We start from the raw sequence: 20,114 nt of genomic DNA, 5'->3' as shown, positions 1-20,114 counted from the left end.
GGTGACTTTCGGCCGTCTCGGGCCGGTGGGCGAACGCGGGATGCTGTGACCGAACAACGGATTTCGCACGGATCGGAGGACCAGCCATGACCGAGTTCGCGGACCGGAGCGCCATCGTCACGGGCGGGGCGCGGGGAATCGGGGCGGCGGTGGTCGCGGAACTGGTGAAGGCGGGCTTCGGCGTGGTCATCGCCGACCTGCTGACCGAGGAGGGATTGAAACTCGCGGAGACCTTCGCGCCGCAGGTGCGGTTCCATCACCTCGACGTCACCGACGAGGCCCGCTGGCAGCGAGTGATCGAGGAGACCGAACGCGAGTTCGGCCCACTCGCCGCGCTGGTGAACAACGCCGGAATCGTCGACTTCGGGACCGTGGAAACGGAATCGCCCGACCTGTTCCGGCATGTCCTGGAGGTCAACGTCGTCGGGTCCTGGCTGGGGATGCGGCTGGCCGCGCCCCGCCTGCGCGCCGCCGGCGGCGGGACCATCGTCAATGTGTCCTCGACCGCCGGGCTCATGGGCTACGCGGGGATCAGCGGGTACGTCGCGAGCAAGTGGGCGCTGCGCGGGTTGACCAAAGCCGCTGCGCTGGAACTGGGTTCGTCCGGCATCCGGGTGTGCTCGGTGCACCCCGGCCCGATCCACACCGCGATGACCACCGGGATGGACGAGTCCGTCGCCGCCACCCAGCCGCTGCCGCGGTTCGGCGAGCCGGCGGAGGTCGCCGCGATGGTGCGATTCCTGGTCACCGAGGCGACCTTCTCCACCGGTTCGGAATTCGTGGTCGACGGCGGCGCGACCACCGGCCAGGCCGGGGTCCTCGAAGCATCCGGTGCCGACCACCGGTGATGGCGGAACGACAGAAGGAGGCGTCGCCATGATGTATTGGAACGACCACGATTTGAGTGGTTGGGGTTACGCCGGGATGGGCGTCGGAATGCTGATCTTCTGGGCTCTCGTCATCGGCGGGATCGTCCTGGCGATCCGGTTCGCGGTCCCCGACCGGGACGGCGCGCCGCGCTACGAATCCCCGTCGCCGCAAGAACTTCTCGCGCAGCGCTTCGCGCGCGGCGAGATCGACGAGGCCGAGTACACGTCGCGGCTCACCGCGCTGCGGGCATCGGGCGCGCGGCAATGAGCAGCGGACCGACCCGGCGAGCGCTGCCGCCGATTCCCCAGGCGGACAGCTGAATCCGTCGGTCATCGTCGCGACCGACGGATCAGTGGTCTCTTACCTGGCCGTCGCTTGGGCGGCCGTCGACGCGGGCCTGCACGAACGCTGCACCAGCAGGGCATCCTGCCCCCGATGACGATGTGATTCCACCCGGCCCGGCCGCGGCCTCACCCGACGGTGAGGATGTCCGTGACCGGGCGACGGGGGGTCAGCGGGGGCGTGGGGGTCTCATCGAGTGGGGCGGAGCCGATCCGGATGACCGCTTGCGGAATGCCGGGACCGCCGATCATGCGCGCGAGAAGATCTCGGCCGGGCGGTAATTCGGTGATGTTGGTCAGGGTGCAGGTGGCGAGGCCGGCGGCGGTGCACTCGAGCAGTACCGCGGAGAGGGCCTCGCCGATGCGCAACCATTGCGGGACCGAGTCCGGCAACGCGCTGAGGACCACGAGCCGGGCGTGGTCGGTGCGCGGACCGCGGCGGGTGGAACGCAAACCCGCCGGGAAGACCCGGCCGACGCCGACCCGGGCGAACTCCGAGTCAGAGGCCAGGGCCGTCGCGGGAACGCCGTCGCGCGTGTCGGAATTCCCTGCCCACGCATGGAGTTCGAGGTCGTAGAACTGGTCGTGACCGCGCAGGGTCGCGTACTCGCGGGACAGGGCGGCGAGCCGTGGGCGAGCGGATTCGGCGAGCACGTCGAGCCGGACGTCCTGTGCCGCGGCCAATTGGCGCAGCCGGGGAACGAGGTCCTCCCAGCCGGTGGGCTCCAGCAGCGCCAGCCGATCGGTCCGGCGCCGGGCGATCGCGTGCGCGTGCGCGCGGATCTCGGGCGGCGGATCCACCCACGGCCGGAATCCGATGGCCGCCAGGTGGTCCGGGCGCTTCGCCTGCGGCACCCGGACGATGTCGGTGTGCCAGCCGCGCTCGGCGAAGGCCGCCCGGACATGATGCAGCATCGCGCCGCAGCTGATCACCAGCTGGCGTCCGAGCGGGTCCGCGGCCGAGAGCAGGCGCTCGGCGTCCGCGAACAGATTCAGGTGGATGCCGTCGAACCGCCACCGCCAGGGCTGGGAGTTGTGCACCGACGGCGCCCGCGCCGCCAGCTCGATCACCGCGGAGACTGTGCCCGGATCGGGCGCCGGGCGGCCGCCTACATCATCGTTGACGCTCATATCATCAGTGTCGGGGTGGTCCGAATCCGGCGGATACGGTCGTTCTTCCTGTGTGGCAGGGTATTTCGGCACCCGGCTGCCCGGCGGTGGTCGACGACCGGAACAGGTGACACCGCCCGGAGGCCGCCGACCCAACGGCCGCGACCACCGCGCGTCCCTCACGGATGGGTGCTCGCGGTGTGAATCACCGCTGGTCGCTGTCGGGCTTGTCCGACAGTTCCAGCCCGGCGTCGACCAGCGTCGTGCGCGGCGGCATTCCGTGCCGTAGGGCCGATGGTCCCCATCCGGTCGTCGCTCCGGCCCTCCCCGAGCCGGGGCCGCGGTGGCCGAAGGCTCGCTGTCGGGGTGACCTTCGCCCCTGCCGATCACCCGGTCGGCCCGTCACAGTGAAGACAGTGAAATCGCCCGGCGAGTACAGGATTCGCGCATTCCGGGATGGTAGGGACAATGACCGCACACGACTCGCACATGACCCAGTCGGACCTGTTCGCATGGAGCATGGAACAGGACCCGAATCTGCGTTCGACGATCGTGACGGTGATGCTCCTCGACACCGAACCGGACTGGGATCGGTTGCTGCGCATGCTCGATCGAGGGACACGAGTGGTGCCGCGATTCCGACACCGGTTGGTCGCGGCGCCGTGGGGGCTCACACCGCCGCGGTGGACCCCCGATCCCGATTTCGACCTGCGCTGGCATGTTCGCCACTTCGCCCTTCCGGAGCCCGCGGACCTGGCGTCGGTGATCGAGTTCGCCCGCACCGAGGTCATGTCCGCGTTCGATCCGGCCCGGCCGCTGTGGCGGCTCACCGTGCTCGGCGGTCTGGACGGGGGGAGGGGCGCGCTCGTGCTGAAGGTGCACCACAGCCTCACCGACGGTGTCGGCGGCATCCAGATAGCCGGTGAGATCCTGGACTTCAGCCGTGCGGGCACCGCGCACGCATCGGTCCCCGCCCCGGCGCGATCGGAAGGCGGGGTGCTCGGCGACATCGTCGCGTGGAACTGGTCGGCGGGCGCGGACCTGGTGCGCGCGGGCGTGGCGGCGTTACCGCCGATCGCCCGGCGGGCCGTCACCAACCCTGTCGGTGCGGTCCGCGACGGTGTCGCGATGGCCGAATCGCTGCTCTGGTTCGCCCGGCCGATCACCAGAACGCTGTCACCCCAGATGACCGGGCGGAGTCTGGGGCGGCGGCTGACGGTGCTGGAGGTGCCGCTGGAGCCGTTGCACGGCGCGGCGCGCCGGGCGGGCTGCACGGTCAACGACGCCTTTCTGGCTTCGATTCTGATCGGCTTGCGCGTCTACCACAGCCGGCACGGGCATCAGGTCGAGCAGCTACGGGTGGCGATGCCGATCAGCCTGCGGCGCACCGGCGATCCGGTCGGCGGCAACCGCATCACCATCGCCCGGTTCGTTGTCCCCGTCGCTGTGGACGGTGTGGTCGATCTCATGCGCGCCCTCGGCAGCACGGTCGAGCGGTGGCGACGCGAACCCGCGATCCCGCTGTCGAACGCCGTCGCGGCCGCCTTCAACAGGTTGCCGGTCGGCCTGCTCACGAGCATGTTCAAACACGTCGATTTCATCGCCTCCAACGTCCCGGGGTCCCCGGTCGCGCTCTATGTCGCCGGCGCGAAGGTCGAGCGCGTCTTCGCTTTCGGGCCCACCACCGGCACCGCGTTCAACATCACTCTGATCTCGCACACCGGAACCTGCTGTATCGGAATCAATTCCGACACCGCTGCGGTGCCCGATCCGGCGGTGCTGGCCGAGTGTCTGGCCGACGGATTCCGTGTGGTCGCCGAGCTCGACGGCGGTGGACACGAAAGCCCGGCGCCGGTGGATCAATCCTGAGCCGCCAGGAACAGCGTCGCGGCGCCGGTGCTGTTCGGCACGAGTGGTTGGAGCGCGGTGGTCCGATCGATGTGGATGACGGCGTCGAATCGATCAGCAATGAGGGTGTGTGAGGACGAATACCCGCGCCAGAAGGACATTCGCCCCTGCTGGCTGAGAGACCCCGGTCTCACGGATGGAGAAGTGGTCAGTGAGGCACTCACTTTCACGTCCAGCAACGGTGCCGCCTGACCTCCGCGCCGGGACCTCCGGCCCTTCCCCCGAATCGGGAGCCGGACGAGGATGACATCGAGTGCCGAGGAGACAGGAAGGTTCGAATCATGTTTGCTACACAGGGCGACTGGCTGATCGCCGAGCATCGCACCACCGGCGGCACGCCTCGCCGCGGTCTCATCGAGGAAGTCCACGGCAAGGACGGGGAACCGCCCTACCTGGTGCACTGGACCGATACCGGGCACCGAACCCTGATCTATCCGGGGCCCGACTCCTACGTGCTGAGCGCCGAGGACCTGCGAACCCGGGAAGATCTCGAGTCCGCGCGCCTGTCCTCGATGCAGCACCGCCCGAATCCGCACCTCCGCCCGGCGTGAGCTGACTGGCACGGCATCGCGGAGTCCAACCACTCGCGAGCTTGGGTGGTGGTCAGGAGGAGGTCTGCGTGGGGTGGGCGGGCAGGCCGAGGGCCGAGCGGTCGCAGGCGAGGGCGAGGTCGGTGGCGGTGACCACGCCCGCGAGCCGGCCAGAGGGGTGCACCACGGCGATGGCGTCCAGATCGGGGCGCAGGACTATTCGGGCGATCACATCTCTGAGGGGAGCGTCGAGCCCGGCTATCGCGGCGGGCTGGAGGGGGCGGGCCAATTCGGACACGCGCAGGCCGGGGTGGACGGCGGTGCGGGGGCGCAGCAGATCGGCCCAGGCCAGGACGGCGCGGGGTCGGCCGTCGGCGTCGACGACGGGGAAGACGCGGTGATGGGTGTAGACGACGTCCGAGCCGAGCAGTTGTTCGACGGTGCGATCGGCGGGGATCGAGATCGGATGGGGTGTCATGATCTCGCCGATCGTGGTGTCGCCCAGGCGGTGTCGCAGACCCGCGAGCATCAGTTCGCTGTTGGCGGCGGTGTAGAGGAACCAGCCCAGCAGCATCAGCCACAGGCCGCCGAAGTCGCCGACGGCGAGGATCTCGGCGACGCCGAGACCGGCCAGGATCATGCCGACGAATCGGCCGATGCGGGCGGCGGTGGTCTCGGCGCGCAGACGGTCACCGCTGCGGCGCCACAACAGCGCGCGCACCACCCGGCCGCCGTCGAGGGGCGCTCCGGGCAGCATATTGAACACGGCGAGAACGACATTGACCGTGGCCAGCCAGAGCAGGGTGGCGGTCACCGGCCCGCCGGGAGAGAAGACGGCGGCGAGCGCCGCCGCGCCGTATGCCACGATGCCCAGCAGCAGGCTGGTGGCCGGCCCGGCCAGCGCGACCCGGAGATCGGTGCGGGCGTCGCGGGGTTCGTCGGCGAGCTCGGACGCCCCACCCAGCAGCCACAGCACGATGCGTTCGACCCGGACTCCGTGCCGTGTGGCCACGATCGAATGCGCCAGCTCGTGGGCGAGCAGGCACGCGATCAGCGTCAGCGCCCCGAGAACCGCTGCCGCCCAGATGATTCCGGTGCTGGCGGTGCCGTGCAGGTAGGAGGCCAGCACCCAGGTGAACAGTCCCACGGTCACCCCGGCCGACCAGTGCGCGCCGAGGCGGATGCCGGCGACGTGGCCGAGCGGGAGGGTGGATCGGATCGGCATGATGTCCTCGTCCGGGTCAGTGGCCGGGGCCGGCGAGGCCCTCGGCGAGCAGAATCCGGTGGGCGCGTTGCGCCGCCGACAACCCCGCGCCGGTGTCGAATTCGCCCTCGGCGGGGAACTCGAGTCCGTGCACCAGCGCCGTCACCGCCTCGGTGAGCGCGTTCACGCGGCGTTCGAGCGCCTCGATCTGTGGCACATCCGGTTCCGGGAAGGCCGCCCCACCCGCGTAGAGGGCCGACAGATCGGTCCCGAGCAGGATGAAGCGCAGCTTCACGGGCAACTGAGCCAGCACGTGATCGAGCTGGCCGGGAGAGAACAGGTCGGCGAGGGCGTCGGTGACGATGCCCGCGAGCGGGACCGCTTCCTCGGTGCCGACACCCGCGGTACGGGCGAACTGGGTCAGGAAGGACGGCACGTCGTGCGGGACCGGCACCTGGCTGGGCATCCAGCCCTCGTAGAAGATTCCGCGCAGCAGTTCCGGCAGCTGGGCGCTCAGGTGCGCGGCGGCGTTGACGTTCAAGCGGTCGCGCACGGTGTGCAGCCACGCCCGCAGGGCACGGTGGGCGACGAAGCGGTCCTCGGCATCGATGCCCTCGGCGACGGCCGCCAGCCATTCGTGGGCGGTGTGCACGCTGGGTGCGAACGGATCGGTGTGATGGCTCATCGGACACGGCCTTTCGAACGGTGATCGGGCAGTCGAGTACTGGCTCGAGCCTGCGCCGCGCACCGACGCACCGGGCAGAGGACTCGTGCCACAGCACCGGCGACGGAGGTCCTCGCGGCGATGGTCTTTACGCCCTGCCACCCGCCGGGGTCGCGGTCGTTGACTGGTTACGGGAGGCACCGATGAAGACCGCGAACCACCAGGGCAGGCCGGTGCGAGAGACGATGCGCTGGGAACCGATCGACAAGACCGCGCGCGAGCGAGCCGAAGCCGATCTCATGGCGTACGAGATGGCGTGCCGGGAATTCACCTGGGAGTCCGCGCGCCGCTGTCTGGACGGGGTATTTCTGGTTCGTCGGCCGGGCGGACGATGGGATCGATCTGCGCGGCACCCGATCGGCCCGTTCGAGGTCGAGAGGCCGCAACCGAATTCGAGTCCCAGGGATCCGCCAGCGCTTCATCGTGGTGACGTGATACGTCCTAGGGGGCATGGCGGCTGTAGCCTCTGCGATGCAACCACTCCCGCCAACCGTGGATACGCGGGAAGGGAATCCGACGTGCCGGTGGGTCTAACACAGATCACTGTCACGCGGTTCTCTGTCGTATACCGCGAGCGGCTCCACGTCCACCACGGGTAGCCCGAGTTGCCGGTGGCGCATCGCTTCGAGTTCGGCGCGCTCGGCGGCGACTTCCAGCGCCCACTCCTCGGCATCCTCGATTGGAACCGGTGTGCCGTTGTCGTCGATGGCGAGCCATTCGCCGTCGGAAGTTTGGATGAATCCGAAGAACGTCGAGTCCTGATCGCGGCCCAAAGCGGTCATACGACACCGAACCTTTCAGGGCTCCGGAAGAGCCACGACAACCGTTCGACAACGGTATCGGTCAGCTCGAGGTCAGCTACGCGGTTCGGGGAATTTCGCGCACGGTGCCGGTCACGTTCCACACGAGCAACGCCCGTGCGATGGTGGCGTCGATCGGTGCGGTGGTGTCCAGCGGTGTGGCCGTCGGCCAGGGTGCGGCGCCGGCGGCCATGGCGTTCGCGATGTGCGGGGTGGCGTCCGAATCGCCGCGGGGGCGGCTTTCGATGCGGGCGGCGGCGATCGGCGGCGGGCATGCGCAGCGCAGTTCGATCGGATCGGCATGGGTCCGCGTGGCGAGGGCCAGGGCGCGGGCGCGTTCCTTCCCGTCGATCCACGCGGCGTCGAGGATGACCGAGACACCGTGGGTGAGTCGGTGGTGCGCGAGTTCGAGCATGCGTGAGTAGACGAGCGCCTTCGCCTCGGGGACGTATGCCCCTTCGTCCAGGACGCCGGCGGTTCCGGTGATCGCTCCCCGAGCGCGAAGGTCCGCGCGCACGGTATCGCTGGAGATGACCTCCGCGCCGGTCTCGTGCGCCAAAGCCGCTGCGATGGTGGACTTTCCGGTGCCCGGCAGTCCGCCGACGAGCGCCAGCCGCACCGCGCCCGCTGCCAGATGCCGCAGCGCCAGATCCACGTGCCGGCGGGCGTGGGCCGCGTATTCCGGTTCGCCCTGTGCGGACCGGATGCGATCGGTCTTCGCGCGCACGGTGGCCCGGTAGGCGAGGTAGTGGTGGCGCAGCGAGGCGGGCGGGGTATCGCCCGCGGCACGCAGGTACTCGTCGAGGAAGGCCTCCGACAGCGCTGTCCGCCCGCGGAATTCGAGATCCATGGCCAGGAACGCGGCGTCGTCGAGACCGTCGACGTAGCGCAGGGAGTCGTCGAAGTCGAGACAGTCCAGGATCCGGAATCCGTCGCTCAGCGCGAAGATGTCCTCGGTCAGCAGATCGCCGTGACCGTCGAGGATCCGGCCCGCGGCGATGCGTCCCGCCAGCAGCGGCGCGCGGCCGTCGAGGAATCGCAGTGCCAGCCGCTCGATCCGGGTGACGACTGCGGTCTCGAGCTCGTCCGGCGGCTGGGATCGCAAGCCGTCCAGCAGAATTTCCCATCGCCGGCGCAGCGCGTCGGGTGTTCCGGCGCGATCGATCGCGGGGCCGCGGGCCGCGGTGCGGTGGAATCGGGCCAGCATCACGGCTAGTTCGGCGAGGTGATCGCGTCCGATCTCCCCGGTGGCCACCAGTGTGCTCAGGCGACGTGATTCGGGCATGCGCCGCATGATCAGCACCGGTTCGGCCGGTCCGCCCAGCGGATCGGTGAGATGGGCCAGTCCCAGGTAGACGTCCGCGGCCCAGCGCCGGTTCAGTTCGAGTTCCCGCCGCAGCGCGCGGTCGCGGGCCACGACGGTGGAGAAATCCAGGAAGTCGGTGGAGACCGGCTTCTTCACCTTGTACGCGCGGTCGCCGAACAGCACCACGAGCCCGGTGTGGGTTTCTCGCATCTCCGGCGAGAGCTGGGTCCGGTCGGCCTTGTCGAGTGGCGGCTCGGTCGTGGCGGTCATCGCTGGACCGCTTCGGAGTTCACGTCCGGGGCGGGTCCGTCGGGGAGCACCAGCACCGGGCAGGACGCATGGCAGACCAGATCCTGGGTCGTCCGGCCGAGCCGCGTGGGCGCGATGGCCTCGCCATCGTGGGTGACCACCACGAGCTGGGCGGTGGCGCTGAACCGCTCGACCGCGCTCGGCACATCACCGACCACGGTCACCGGCCGGAATCCGACGTCGGGAAAGTCGCGCTGGCAGTCGGTATCCATGCCTTCAGCGTCGCGCTCGGGTCGCCGGGGAAACAGAGGACTTCGGTCCCTCCCGAGACGACGACGGTCCCGGCCGGGGACTACCCCGTGCCCTACCGTTCGACCCCGACCGGGCGTGAAATCGGCTGCGTCAGAACATTTCCCGCCGGAACCCGAGTAGGTGGCCGATGTCGGTCCTGACATCCGCCGGCCACCACCCGCGACTACCTCGCCGATCAGCAGCCGCCGCGGCGCCTCTGGACGGCCGGGCTGCCCCCGGAATCGGAGCCCGAGGACCCGGACGGGCCGTGACCTTGGTCTCTGGGACCCGATCCGCGCCGGCGAGATGCTCGATACATCCATCGTGACCAGGAGGAATCATGCCGGACACCGCGGCCCCCCGATCGGATTCGAACCCGTGGCCCATCGTCGTCGGGGTGGACGGCTCCCAGACCTCCTACCGGCGCGAATTCCCGAAGGACCATCCCCACGGTTCGGCGCCGAGTGGCGTGCCGCTACCGCCCACCGCGCGGCGGCCCGGGCAGACTCCGGTGATGATCGTGATGCGGGACCTGACCAAGTCCTACGGCCGCTCGCCCGCGCTGGCGGAGGTGAGCCTCGAGGTTCCCGCCGGTGTGGTTTTCGGCTACCTGGGACCCAACGGCGCGGGCAAGACGACGACGATTCGCATGCTGGTCGGTCTGATGCGCCCCACGCGCGGCTCGATCACCGTGGCCGGGGCCGACGTCGTGCGCGAGCGGTCGAGAGCGCAGCGCCATATCGGTTATCTCCCAGGCCAGTTCGTCGCCTATCCGGACCTGACCGCCTGGCAGTACCTGAGCTACCTCGCCCGGTTGCGCGGCGGCGTCGAAGCCGCGGTGCTCGAGCGCCTCGTCGAGCGCTTGGATCTCGACACCTCGGTGCGGATCGGCGCCATGTCGCACGGCAATCGGCAGAAGGTCGGCATCGTGCAGGCCTTCATGACCGAGCCGGACCTGCTGGTGCTCGACGAGCCGACGCAGGGCCTGGACCCGCTCGTCCAGCGGGAATTCCTGACGATGCTGCGCGAAGTCCGGGATTCCGGGCGCACGGTGTTCTTGTCCTCGCACGTGCTCTCGGAGGTGCAGGCGGTCGCGGACACGGTCGCGATCCTGCGTCACGGCCGGTTGGTGGAGGTGCGGTCGGTCGCCGAGCTGACCGCGCAGTCGCTGCGCCGGATCGACCTGACTTTCGATGCGGCGCTACCGGATCCGACGCTGCTGCGGGCGGTGGACGGGGTGCGATCGGTGGAGCGCGGCGCCGGCCAAGTCCTGCACCTCGAGGTCGACGGATCGACGACGGAGCTGCTGAAGGTCGTCGCCCCGTACGGCGTGTCCGACATCGTCAGCCACGAACCCGACCTCGAGGACGTCTTCCTCACCTACTACGGACAGGATCGCTGATGTTCGCCACGGTGTATCTGAAGTGTCTGCGTGATCAACGTCGCGGGCTGATCGGCTGGGGCATCGGCATCGTCGCGCTGGTGCTGCTGGAATCGGCGCTGTGGCCGTCGATCTCACGCATCCCGGGCCTGAAGGAGATGCTGGACAGCTATCCGGAATCCCTGCGCAAGCTCTTCGCGATCGACGAATTCACCAGCGGCACCGGATTTCTCAATACCGAGCTGTACAGCGTGATGCTGCCCATCCTGTTCCTGGTGTTCGCGATCTCGCGCGGCGCTCGCGCCATCGCGGGCGAGGAGGAGTCGGGCACGCTGGAGGTGCTGCTGATCACCCGGGTGACGCCGACGCGCCTGCTGCTGGAGCAGAGCGCGGTGCTGCTGACCGGGCTCACCGTGCTCGGAGCCGTCCTGTTCGCCGCCGTGATCGGCTGTTCCGCGGTGTTCGGGATGCAGGTCGGCATCGGCGCGGCCGCGACCGGCTCGGTCGCGATGATCGCACTGGCCGCGCCGTTCGGAGGATTGGCCCTGGCGATCGGCGCGGCCACCGGCCGACGGCGGGTGGCCCTCACAGGCGCGAGTGTCGCCGCCGTCGGCGCCTACGTACTGTTCGCGGCCTCGAGGATCGTGGAGGCGGTGCGGCCGTGGGGACCGTGGTCGCCGTTTCACCAGGCGCTCGCCGACGGCCCGATGGGCGGTGGCGTGCGCCTGGGTCATCTCGCCCTGATCGCGGCCGCCGTCGTGTTCCTGGCGGCGGCTGTGCCGGTGTTCACCCGCCGGGACATCTCGGGGGTGTGAGGGAGCCTGGACGGCCGGTTCGGTCGGGAGGTCACCTCGCCCCGTCGGTGGCCCGGGTGCTGTCACGGATCGAATCGAGTTGCGGCTGGGTACCGAGCGCGATGAGAACGGTTCCGAGCCGAAGCCGGCTGTCGCCGACGGGGTTCGCGACGAATCGGCCGTCGTCGGCGCGGAGGGCGAGGACGAGCGCGCCGCCACCGTGCCGGGGCACGGCATCGGCGACGGTGCGGTCCAGCAGCGGTGAGTCGGGGCCGATCTCGATCTCCTCGATGCGGAATTCGAGATTCTCGTCGTGCATGACCACATCGAGGAATTCGGCGACATTCGGTTGCAGGGCGAAGGCGGCCATGCGGCGGCCGCCGATGAGCTGCGGATTGACCGCGCGATTGGCGCCCGCGCGCAGCAGTTTGGATTTGGAGCTCTCGGTGCGGGCGCGGGCGATGATGATGAGATCGCCGCGCAGCGCCCGGCTCGACAGGGTGACGTAGACATTGTCGGCATCGCTGTCCAGGGCGGCGATGAGGGCCTGGGCGTGCCGGATGCCCGCGGCCTCCAGAACGGCGTCATCAGTGACATCGCCCAGGATGTACGGGAATTCGAGGTTCTCCAGGCGTTGCGGGTCACGATCCACCACCACGATCTCCTTGCCGAGACCGCTGAGGTATTGCGCTGTCGAATGCCCGACGCGGCCCCAGCCGCACACGATGACGTGTCCGCGCAGTCGTTCGATCCGGTTGTTCATGCGCCGCCGTTCCAGGTGTTGGTGTACATGACCTTCGATGAGTGCCTCGAGCAGGACACCGAACATATAGAACACGGTGCCCGCGCCGAACAGGATGAGCGCCATGGTGAATACCTGGCCGAGGGGACCGAGCGGATGGACCTCGCGGAAACCGACCGTCGTGATCGTGGTGACGGTTTGGTACAGCGCGTCGAGGTATCCGAAACCCAGCAACCGGTAGCCGACCGTACCGACGGCGGTCACCAGCAGGAAGGCCGACAGAACGCGAATGACGCGGCGCAACAGGGTCACCCGTGCAGTGTGGCAGTACCGGCGCCGGTTCAGGGAACCAGGACGGCCGCGCCCGCGAATCGCCCGTGCGCCAGATCCCGCAGTGCGCGATCGGCTTCCGCCAGCGGGTACGGGTGCGCGATGACCTCCAGGTGATGCGCGCCGGCGAAGGCCAGGAACTCGCGCGAATCGGCGCGGGTGTTCGCGGTCACCGAGCGGATCTCGCATTCCTGGAACAGATGTCGCTGATAGTTCAGCGACGGGATGTCGGAGAGGTGGATACCCGCGATGGAGAGGACGCCGCCGCGATCGAGGGCCTCGAGCGCGGGCAACACCAGCTCGCCGACCGGTGCGAAGAGTATCGCCGAATCCAGTTGTTCCGGAGGCGGTTCCACCGCTCCCTGCGCGGAGGTCGCACCGAGCTCCAGCGCGAGCCGCTGGGCCGCGAAGTCGCGGGTCATGACATGCACCTGCGCGCCTTGGGCCAGGGCCACCTGCGCCGCGAGGTGCGCGCTGCCGCCGAACCCGTAGATCCCCAGCCGCCCGCCTTGCGGGAGCGCGGCGCGCCGCAGCGCCCGATAGCCGATGATCCCGGCGCACAGCAGGGGAGCGAGTTCGATATCGGCGTAGCCCGTCGGCAGTGGCAACGCGAAGTCGGCGGGAACCACCGCGTACTCGGCGTAGCCGCCGTCGGCATCCCAGCCGGTGTATCGCGAACGCGGGCACAGGTTCTCGTCACCACGGCGGCAGAACCGGCACCGCCCGCAGGTGTGCCGCAGCCAGGCGATGCCCACCCGGTCACCGACGTGGAACTCGGTCCCGGGGTCGGGCCCGAGCGCGGTCACCACACCGACCACCTCGTGGCCCGGCACCACATCGGGTCGGTGCACGGCCAGGTCGCCTTCGGTCACGTGCAGATCGGTCCGGCACACCCCGCACGCGAGCACCCGCGCCTGCAATTCGCCCGGACCGGGCTCCGGCACCGGGATGGGCTCCGCCTTCAACGGCTCGCCGTCGATCCGGCCCGGTTTCCGCACCCGCCACGCTCGCATCGAGTTCATCGGATACCCCCTTCGGCGTCGACGGAGTCGCGGGTCATAGCGGGGCGCCGAAATCTTGTGTCCACAAGGGTCCGTCGGCGCCGAAGTGGACTCCGATGCCGATATCGGTGTACGCGCAGTTGAGGATATTGCCGCGGTGGCCGGGGCGCGACAGCCACTCGGCCATCACCTCGGCGGCGTCGGCCTGGCCGTGGGCGATGTTCTCGCCGATGGTGCGCCACAGATAGCCGGCGGCCACGACTCGCTGGTGCGGCATCCACCCGTCAGGGTCGCGATGATCGAAGTAGCTGCGAGCGGCCATATCATCGGAATGGCGTTGTGCCGCGTTCTGCAGGCGCGCGTCGGGCCGTAGTGCGCCGCATCCGTGCTGCGCGCGTTCGCCGTTCACGAGTTCGAGCACACCGGCTCGCGCCGCGTCGGTCTGTGGATCGGACGGAGCGGGCGGCTGCGCCGAACCGACGTCGGGTCCCTGGGACGAGCCGGTTCCGATCCACACGGGCGGGTCCGACAGGGCAGTGGCATGGGAAAGCACTGCCCCGGCCATCACGCAGGTGATGACGGTGGCGGATCGCTTGAAATACACCACTGATGCTCCCATTGTCGTGTTGCTCCCGGATGTTTCGATAGCGGTCGGCGGTACCGACACGGCTATGTGTCGATGTCTAGGCGATGGTTGGTGGCGGCCAGCTGTCGGAGGGTGCTGTCGGTCAGGTTCGCGGTTTGGGTGCTGTCCAGCAGCGCCGTCAGACGATCCCAGTGGAGGGCAACGTGATCGCCGGGTCGTGGGTCCGTCGTCAGGCGGCCGTCGGCGGTGAGGGTCGCGGTGCGGGTGCCGGGTGGGCCCAGGTCGAGGTGGTGGCCGTCCCAGGTCAGGTGGCTGGCTTCCAGTCGGACGTGGGAGCCGTCGCGGGCCGCGACGCGCGCCGGGGTGATGCGGCATTTGTCGAGGACCTCCAGGGCGGTGGGGGTTGCCGCCGTGCCGAGCAGGCGGCTCCACGGGTAGACGCCGAAGACGTGGAAGCAGTGGTTGGGGGCGGCTTCGGGGGCGAGCCGGGGGGTCAGGTGGGTCCAGTACAGGCCTGCGGCCGGGCCCAGGATGGCGAGCAGTTCGGCGCAGAAGGCTGCCGGATCGAGGGTCGATCCGATTCCGCCGCCGTGCCAATAGGATTCGACCAGGCGCAGGTCGAGGGGGTCGGCGATGCCGGTCATGGCGGACATGACCTGGAGGTAGGGCCAGGCGCCGGTGAAGCGGCGGGCGGCGGCGCGGATCAGCGCGGGCGATCCGTCGGACAGAGCCGTCGTGTCGGGTGGTCCGCAGTAGCCCAGCGCGTTCGGCGGGTAGGCGTAACGCGCGAACATCGTCTCCCCGGCCCCCGGGGCGGGTGGCTGGGACCGGGTGGAATCGGGGTGGGGGACGGTGATGGCGGGCCTCCATGAGTAGGGGGTCAGCAGATGCGGGGAAGCTGTTCTCCTGCGGGTAGATCGACGACGCGGGTGCCGCCGAGCGCGGTGTGCGCGGTCACCATGCCGGGATGCTCGGCCACACAGCGGCCGATGATCGCGGCGTGCACCCCGAGCGGGTGCGCGCGCAGGGCGGCGAGCACTCGATCCGCGTCCGCGGCGGGCACGAAGGCCACCAGCTTGCCCTCGTTGGCCACGTACAGCGGATCCAGTCCGAGCAGCCCGCACGCGTCGCGGACCCCGGGCGGGATCGGAATCGTGTTCTCGTCCAGCGCGATTCCCACGCCCGCGGCGCGCGCGATCTCGTTCAGGCTGGCGGCCAGTCCACCGCGTGTCGGGTCGCGCATGGTGTGCACGGTCGCGCCGGTCGCCAGCATCGCCGCGACCAGACCGTGCAGTGGAGCGGTGTCGCTGCACACGGTGGTCCCGAACTCGAGTCCCTCGCGGCAGGACAGTACCGCGACACCGTGCAATCCGATCTCCCCGCTGACCATCACCACGTCCCCCGGCGCGGCGAGTTCGGGCCGGATGTCGACGCCGGGATCGAGCACGCCGATGCCCGCGGTATTGACGTAGATGCCGTCCCCGTGCCCGGCGTCGACGACCTTGGTGTCGCCGGTGACGAGCGCGACGCCGGCGCCCAGCGCCGCGGTGCCCATGGCGGACGCCACTTCCGCGATCCGCACCAGCGGCGTGCCTTCCTCGAGGATGAACGCCGTCGACAGGACCAGCGGCCGCGCGCCCGACATCGCCAGATCGTTGACCGTGCCGTTGACGGCCAGATCGCCGATGGATCCGCCGGGAAACGTCAACGGCTTCACCACGAACGAGTCGGTGCTGAACGCCAGCCGGGTCTCGCCGACCGTCACGACCGCCGAGTCGCCGAGCCCGGCCTGCGCCGCCGCCCCGAACGCGGGCAGGAACAGATGCTCGATCAGCTCGCCGGACATCGCGCCGCCACCACCGTGCCCCATCACGATGGTGGGTGAGTCCCGTAACGGCATCGGGCACACCCAGTTCTCGAAATCGACGGCGCCATTGCCGGTTCCGACCACGTCAGGCATGAGCCACCTCCGCGGGCAGGTCCAGCCGCCGGTACAGGTAGTAGGCCGCGCAGGCGCCCTCGGAGGACACCATGGTGGCGCCGAGCGGATTACGCGGTGTGCACTCCTTGCCGAAGGCCGCGCACTCGTGCGGTTTGATCAGGCCCTGCAGCACCTCGCCCGACCGGCAGATCGGCGATTCCTCGGTGTGCAGATCGCTGACCGCGAACCGGTGTTCGGCGTCGAACTCGCGGTAGCGCGGCGAGAGCCGCCAGCCGCTCTGCGGGATCACCCCGATGCCGCGCCAGCCGCGATCGGTGATCTCGAAGACGTCCTCGAGCATGGCCTTGGCGGCCGGATTGCCCTCGGCGGTGACCGCGCGGCGGTAGGCGTTCTCCACCTCGTGGCGGCCGTGTTCGAGCTGGTCCACGGTGCGCCGGATGCCCTCGAGAATGTCGAGCGGCTCGAATCCGGTGACCACCACCGGAACCCGGTACTTCTCGGCCAGCGGCGGATATTCGGCGGTGCCCATCACCGTGCACACGTGCCCGGCGGCCAGGAAGGCCTGGACCCGGCAGCTCGGCGATTCCATGATGGCGGCGATCGCCGGGGGCACCAGCACGTGCGAGACGAGCAGCGAGAAGTTGTGCACGCCGAGCTTCTGCGCCTGGTAGACGGTCATGGCGTTGGCCGGCGCGGTGGTCTCGAACCCGATGCCGAAGAACACGACCTGACGGTCGGGGTTGGCGCGGGCGAGTTCGAGCGCGTCGAGCGGTGAGTAGACGACGCGGACGTCGCCGCCCTCGCTCTTGATCCGGAACAGATCCTTGGAACTGCCCGGCACGCGCAGCATGTCGCCGAACGAGCAGAAGATGACATTCGGCTGGGCGGCGATGGCCAGCGCCTTGTCGATCAACTCCAGCGGGGTCACGCAGACCGGGCAGCCGGGGCCGTGGATCATCTCGATCTGCTCCGGCAGCAGTTGGTCGATGCCGTGGCGGATGATCGAATGCGTCTGCCCGCCACAGACTTCCATGATCGACCAGCGCCGCGTGGTGGTGGAGCGGATCCGATCCAGCAGCAGCTTCGCCAGTTCCGGATTACTGAATTCGTCGAGGTATTTCATGGTGTCACCTCCGGATCGGCGGTCGGGGTGGTGTCCGGGTTGGCCACTCCGGCCTGGGCTGCGGCGATCGCGAATCCGTCGCCGAATTCCTCCTTCAGCACGCCGAGGTGTTCGAACTCGGCGAGCGTCTGCATGGCCGACTCCTCGTCGAGCCGCTGGATGGCGAAGCCGACGTGCACGATCACGTAGTCGCCGACGGCGATGTCCGGGATGTACTGCAGGCAGACATCCTTCTGGACGCCGCCGAAGTCGACCACCGACATCCGCGTGCCGTCCCGCTCGTGGACGCTGAGAACTTTGCCGGGAACTGCCAGGCACATCGCTGTTCTCCTTCCGCTCAGCTCGCCGCGACGGCGAGTAACTGACCGAACGCGATCCCACCGTCGTTGGGTGGCACGCGATGGTGGGTGAGGACGTGGAAACCGTGCTCGCGCAGCAGCCGCAGCACGGTCGTGAGTAGCAGCGCGTTCTGGAACACGCCGCCGGACAACGCGACCGGTTGCTCCGGATCGCCGTAGCGTAACGCCAGATCCAGGACCAGATGCGCGACGCCCGCGTGGAACCGCGCGCCGACGACATCGGCGGGCACCCCGCCGCGCACATCGGCGATCACCGCGGCGAGCACGGGCGCCGGATCGATGGCGGCCGTCTCGTCGTCGGGGTTGCCAGGCAGGGCGAACCGGTAGGCGACCTCGCCCGGGTCGGCGTCACGGGACAGGCCCTCCCATTCGATGGCGGCCTGCGCCTCGTAGTCGACCTCGTGCCGCACCCCGCACAGCGAGGCGACGGCGTCGAACAATCGGCCCATGCTGGAGGTGGGCACACAGCCCAGCCCGGTGTCGAGCTGATGCGCCAGCACCTGCCGCTCGCGCGGCGGGCAGGCTTGGACGCACGGCAGATCCGGCGACCAGTCCAGGTTCGCGGACCGCAAGTGCGCCAGCGCCATTCGATACGGCCGCTGCACGCTCAGGTCGCCGCCCGCCAGCGGCACGTAGCGCAGGTGCGCCAGGCGGCGGAAACCCTTGTAGCTCGCGGCGAGCACCTCCCCGCCCCAGATGGCGCGGTCGGGCCCGTAACCGGTGCCATCGAAGGCGAATCCGAGGACGGTCGCGCTCGCGTCGAGGCCGTGCTCGCCCATGACGGCCGCCACGTGCGCGTGATGGTGCTGCACCAGCCGGATCGGCCGGGTGCCCGCGTGTTCGGCGGCCCAGGCGGTGGACCGGTAGCGGGGGTGGGCGTCGGCGGCGAGCTGCTGCGGGGCGACGCCGGTGAGTTTCTCCAGATGCCTTTCGGCGGCGGTGAACGCGCGCAGGGTCGCGACGTCGTCCATGTCGCCGATGTGCTGGCTCAGCCAGGCGTAGCGGCCGTCGGCGACAGCGCAGGTGTTCTTCAGGTCCGCGCCCACGGCGAGGGTCGGCGCGGCGGGCATCGGCAGGGCGAGCGGCAGCGGCGCGTAGCCGCGCGAGCGCCGGAACGGCACCTCGACGCCGTCGACCACCTTGACCACCGAGTCGTCGCACGGCACCAGGATCGGGCGGTTGTGGGACAGGACGGCGTCGGCGAGCCCGGACAGTCGTTCCCGGGCGTCGGAGTCGGTGTGGCAGATCGGTTCTCCGCCGAGGTTGCCCGACGTCATCACCAGTACGCGCGGGCCGGGGGCGTCGCCGGGCAGACCGAACAGCAGCAGATGCAGCGGCGTGTAGGCGATCATCACCCCGAGATCGCGGTTGTGCGGCGCGACCGCGTCCACGGGCAGCGGCGGCGCGTCGGGGTCCTCGGACGCGGAGGTCCGGCGCGGCAGCAGCACGATGGGCCGGGCCGGGCCCGTGAGCAGGGCGGCGGCCGTCGCATCCACCTCGGCGATGGCCGCGGCGGTCGCCAGATCGGGCACCATGACCGCGAAAGGCTTGTCGCCGCGACGTTTCCGGCGGCGCAGCTCCGTCACCGCGGCGCTGTCGGCGGCATCGCAGGCCAGGTGATAGCCGCCGATGCCCTTCACAGCCAGAATTCCGCCGTCGCGCAGCATGTTCCGTGCCGCACGCAACGGCTCCCCGGCCTCGGGGTCGGAGAAGGTCAGGGTCGGCCCACACTCGTTGCAGGCGATCGGCTGCGCGTGGAAGCGGCGGTCGCCGGGATCGGCGTACTCGCGCGCGCAGGTCTCGCACATGGCGAATCCGGCCATCGAGGTCTGCGGGCGGTCATAGGGCAGCGCGGCGATGATGGTGAACCGCGGGCCGCAGTTGGTGCAGGTGATGAACGGATGCCGGTAGCGCCGGTTGGCCGGATCCTGGAGTTCGGCGGCGCATTCCGCGCAGATCGCGACATCGGGCGACGCGAGGGTGCGCCCCTCGCCCCGGGTGGTGCCGGCGATGTGGAATCCGGTCCCGCCGCGGACCGGGATCGCGGTCTGCTCGACGGTCTCGACGACCGCCAGCGGCGGCGGGCGGTCCCGCAGGCGCGCGACGAAGGCGTCCACGCCGTCCGCCGCGCCCTCGATCTCGATGACCACCCCGGAACTGTCGTTGCACACCGATCCGGTCAGCGCCAGCTCGGCCGCCGTGGTGTACACGAAGGGCCGGAACCCGACGCCCTGCACCACGCCGCCGACGATGATCCGCCGCCGGACCCGGGCCCCGGTCACGGCTCCTCACCCGACCCCATCAGCCGCAGCCCCGCCAGCGCGGCGGCGGCCCCGGCCGCGTCGGTCTTCTCGACCGCGAACCCCATGTGGATGATCACCCAGTCGCCGGGACCGGCCGGATCGTCCTCCAGCAGGCCGACATTCACGGTCCGCTGCTCGCCGGAGACGTCGACCAGCGCGATCTGACCGTGATAGCCCTCGACCGGTCCGACGACGCGGCCGGGGATGCCCAGGCACATCG

21 protein-coding genes are annotated in these 20,114 nt (G+C 69.9%); 6 read left to right on the top strand and 15 right to left on the bottom strand.

Annotated elements, in window-relative coordinates; translation table 11 throughout:
• The first annotated feature begins 86 nt into the window (after positions 1 to 86).
• Together ACWEOI_RS13595 and ACWEOI_RS13590 are read left to right on the top strand one after the other, a co-directional pair.
• Positions 87 to 848: an SDR family NAD(P)-dependent oxidoreductase gene (locus ACWEOI_RS13595; protein ID WP_452359788.1), complete on the top strand. Its 762-nt coding sequence runs from the start codon at positions 87 to 89 to the stop codon at positions 846 to 848.
• A gap of 28 nt (positions 849 to 876) precedes the next feature.
• Positions 877 to 1,137: an SHOCT domain-containing protein gene (locus tag ACWEOI_RS13590; RefSeq protein ID WP_379279490.1), complete on the top strand. Its 261-nt coding sequence runs from the start codon at positions 877 to 879 to the stop codon at positions 1,135 to 1,137.
• 203 nt (positions 1,138 to 1,340) lie between these two features.
• Here the strand turns inward: ACWEOI_RS13590 and ACWEOI_RS13585 are convergent, their stop codons facing one another.
• A complete protein-coding gene (locus ACWEOI_RS13585; RefSeq protein WP_452359787.1) occupies positions 1,341 to 2,342 on the bottom strand; it encodes an Acg family FMN-binding oxidoreductase in 1,002 nt (333 codons plus the stop codon).
• A gap of 447 nt (positions 2,343 to 2,789) precedes the next feature.
• Between ACWEOI_RS13585 and ACWEOI_RS13580 the strand changes: the two genes are divergently transcribed.
• Together ACWEOI_RS13580 and ACWEOI_RS13575 are read left to right on the top strand one after the other, a co-directional pair.
• Positions 2,790 to 4,190, top strand: a complete 1,401-nt coding sequence (locus ACWEOI_RS13580) for a wax ester/triacylglycerol synthase domain-containing protein (protein ID WP_452359786.1) — start codon at positions 2,790 to 2,792, stop codon at positions 4,188 to 4,190.
• Positions 4,191 to 4,510: 320 nt separating this feature from the next.
• Entirely contained in the window at positions 4,511 to 4,780 is a 270-nt protein-coding gene (locus tag ACWEOI_RS13575) for a DUF1918 domain-containing protein (protein WP_452359785.1), read from the top strand.
• Between the two features lie 52 nt (positions 4,781 to 4,832).
• Here the strand turns inward: ACWEOI_RS13575 and ACWEOI_RS13570 are convergent, their stop codons facing one another.
• The 5 genes from ACWEOI_RS13570 to ACWEOI_RS13550 all read right to left on the bottom strand — a co-directional run bounded on the left by ACWEOI_RS13570 (position 4,833) and on the right by ACWEOI_RS13550 (position 9,314).
• Positions 4,833 to 5,984 (bottom strand): site-2 protease family protein, encoded by a 1,152-nt coding sequence (locus tag ACWEOI_RS13570; RefSeq protein ID WP_452359784.1) that lies wholly within the window; start codon positions 5,982 to 5,984, stop codon positions 4,833 to 4,835.
• A gap of 16 nt (positions 5,985 to 6,000) precedes the next feature.
• Positions 6,001 to 6,648 carry a DUF2267 domain-containing protein gene (locus tag ACWEOI_RS13565; protein WP_452359783.1) on the bottom strand — a complete coding sequence of 216 codons (648 nt, stop codon included), beginning with the start codon at positions 6,646 to 6,648 and terminating at the stop codon, positions 6,001 to 6,003.
• A gap of 569 nt (positions 6,649 to 7,217) precedes the next feature.
• Positions 7,218 to 7,469 carry a hypothetical protein gene (locus tag ACWEOI_RS13560; RefSeq protein WP_433666004.1) on the bottom strand — a complete coding sequence of 84 codons (252 nt, stop codon included), beginning with the start codon at positions 7,467 to 7,469 and terminating at the stop codon, positions 7,218 to 7,220.
• A gap of 76 nt (positions 7,470 to 7,545) precedes the next feature.
• Positions 7,546 to 9,063 carry a bifunctional aminoglycoside phosphotransferase/ATP-binding protein gene (locus tag ACWEOI_RS13555; protein ID WP_452359782.1) on the bottom strand — a complete coding sequence of 506 codons (1,518 nt, stop codon included), beginning with the start codon at positions 9,061 to 9,063 and terminating at the stop codon, positions 7,546 to 7,548.
• Positions 9,060 to 9,314 (bottom strand): universal stress protein, encoded by a 255-nt coding sequence (locus ACWEOI_RS13550; protein ID WP_452359781.1) that lies wholly within the window; start codon positions 9,312 to 9,314, stop codon positions 9,060 to 9,062. Before ACWEOI_RS13550 ends, ACWEOI_RS13555 begins: the two co-directional genes overlap by 4 nt.
• A gap of 359 nt (positions 9,315 to 9,673) precedes the next feature.
• On the opposite strand from ACWEOI_RS13550, the gene ACWEOI_RS13545 reads away from it, so the two are divergent.
• Together ACWEOI_RS13545 and ACWEOI_RS13540 are read left to right on the top strand one after the other, a co-directional pair.
• The gene (locus tag ACWEOI_RS13545; RefSeq protein WP_452359780.1) at positions 9,674 to 10,735 is read left to right on the top strand and encodes an ABC transporter ATP-binding protein; all 1,062 of its coding nucleotides are present in this window, start codon (positions 9,674 to 9,676) and stop codon (positions 10,733 to 10,735) included.
• Positions 10,735 to 11,529 carry an ABC transporter permease gene (locus ACWEOI_RS13540; RefSeq protein ID WP_452359779.1) on the top strand — a complete coding sequence of 265 codons (795 nt, stop codon included), beginning with the start codon at positions 10,735 to 10,737 and terminating at the stop codon, positions 11,527 to 11,529. Before ACWEOI_RS13545 ends, ACWEOI_RS13540 begins: the two co-directional genes overlap by 1 nt.
• A 31-nt stretch (positions 11,530 to 11,560) precedes the next feature.
• Here ACWEOI_RS13540 and ACWEOI_RS13535 read toward each other — a convergent pair whose 3' ends face one another.
• The 9 genes from ACWEOI_RS13535 to ACWEOI_RS13495 all read right to left on the bottom strand — a co-directional run bounded on the left by ACWEOI_RS13535 (position 11,561) and on the right by ACWEOI_RS13495 (position 20,112).
• Positions 11,561 to 12,562 carry a potassium channel family protein gene (locus ACWEOI_RS13535; RefSeq protein ID WP_452359778.1) on the bottom strand — a complete coding sequence of 334 codons (1,002 nt, stop codon included), beginning with the start codon at positions 12,560 to 12,562 and terminating at the stop codon, positions 11,561 to 11,563.
• Between the two features lie 29 nt (positions 12,563 to 12,591).
• Positions 12,592 to 13,593, bottom strand: coding sequence for a zinc-binding alcohol dehydrogenase family protein (locus tag ACWEOI_RS13530; RefSeq protein WP_452360138.1), 1,002 nt, complete (start codon positions 13,591 to 13,593; stop codon positions 12,592 to 12,594).
• A 43-nt stretch (positions 13,594 to 13,636) separates the two neighbouring features.
• A complete protein-coding gene (locus tag ACWEOI_RS13525) occupies positions 13,637 to 14,188 on the bottom strand; it encodes a CAP domain-containing protein (protein ID WP_452359777.1) in 552 nt (183 codons plus the stop codon).
• Between the two features lie 62 nt (positions 14,189 to 14,250).
• The gene (locus tag ACWEOI_RS13520) at positions 14,251 to 14,961 is read right to left on the bottom strand and encodes a DUF6390 family protein (protein ID WP_452359776.1); all 711 of its coding nucleotides are present in this window, start codon (positions 14,959 to 14,961) and stop codon (positions 14,251 to 14,253) included.
• A gap of 86 nt (positions 14,962 to 15,047) precedes the next feature.
• Positions 15,048 to 16,127: a hydrogenase expression/formation protein HypE gene (hypE, locus tag ACWEOI_RS13515; RefSeq protein WP_357085510.1), complete on the bottom strand. Its 1,080-nt coding sequence runs from the start codon at positions 16,125 to 16,127 to the stop codon at positions 15,048 to 15,050.
• On the bottom strand, positions 16,120 to 17,232 hold the full coding sequence (gene hypD / locus ACWEOI_RS13510; protein WP_433665990.1) for a hydrogenase formation protein HypD: 1,113 nt from the start codon (positions 17,230 to 17,232) through the stop codon (positions 16,120 to 16,122). The genes hypE and hypD overlap by 8 nt, the downstream gene beginning before the upstream one ends.
• Complete coding sequence (locus ACWEOI_RS13505; protein WP_379277316.1) at positions 17,229 to 17,552, bottom strand: HypC/HybG/HupF family hydrogenase formation chaperone; 324 nt, start codon at positions 17,550 to 17,552, stop codon at positions 17,229 to 17,231. Before ACWEOI_RS13505 ends, hypD begins: the two co-directional genes overlap by 4 nt.
• Positions 17,553 to 17,569: 17 nt before the next feature.
• Entirely contained in the window at positions 17,570 to 19,873 is a 2,304-nt protein-coding gene (gene hypF / locus ACWEOI_RS13500; protein ID WP_452359775.1) for a carbamoyltransferase HypF, read from the bottom strand.
• Entirely contained in the window at positions 19,870 to 20,112 is a 243-nt protein-coding gene (locus tag ACWEOI_RS13495) for a HypC/HybG/HupF family hydrogenase formation chaperone (protein ID WP_357085517.1), read from the bottom strand. Before ACWEOI_RS13495 ends, hypF begins: the two co-directional genes overlap by 4 nt.
• Positions 20,113 to 20,114: the final 2 nt, after the last annotated feature.

This window comes from Nocardia sp. NPDC004340 (assembly GCF_053602575.1).
Note: the sequence above shows the minus strand (reverse complement) of the source record. Positions and strands in the feature narration are given on the sequence as shown.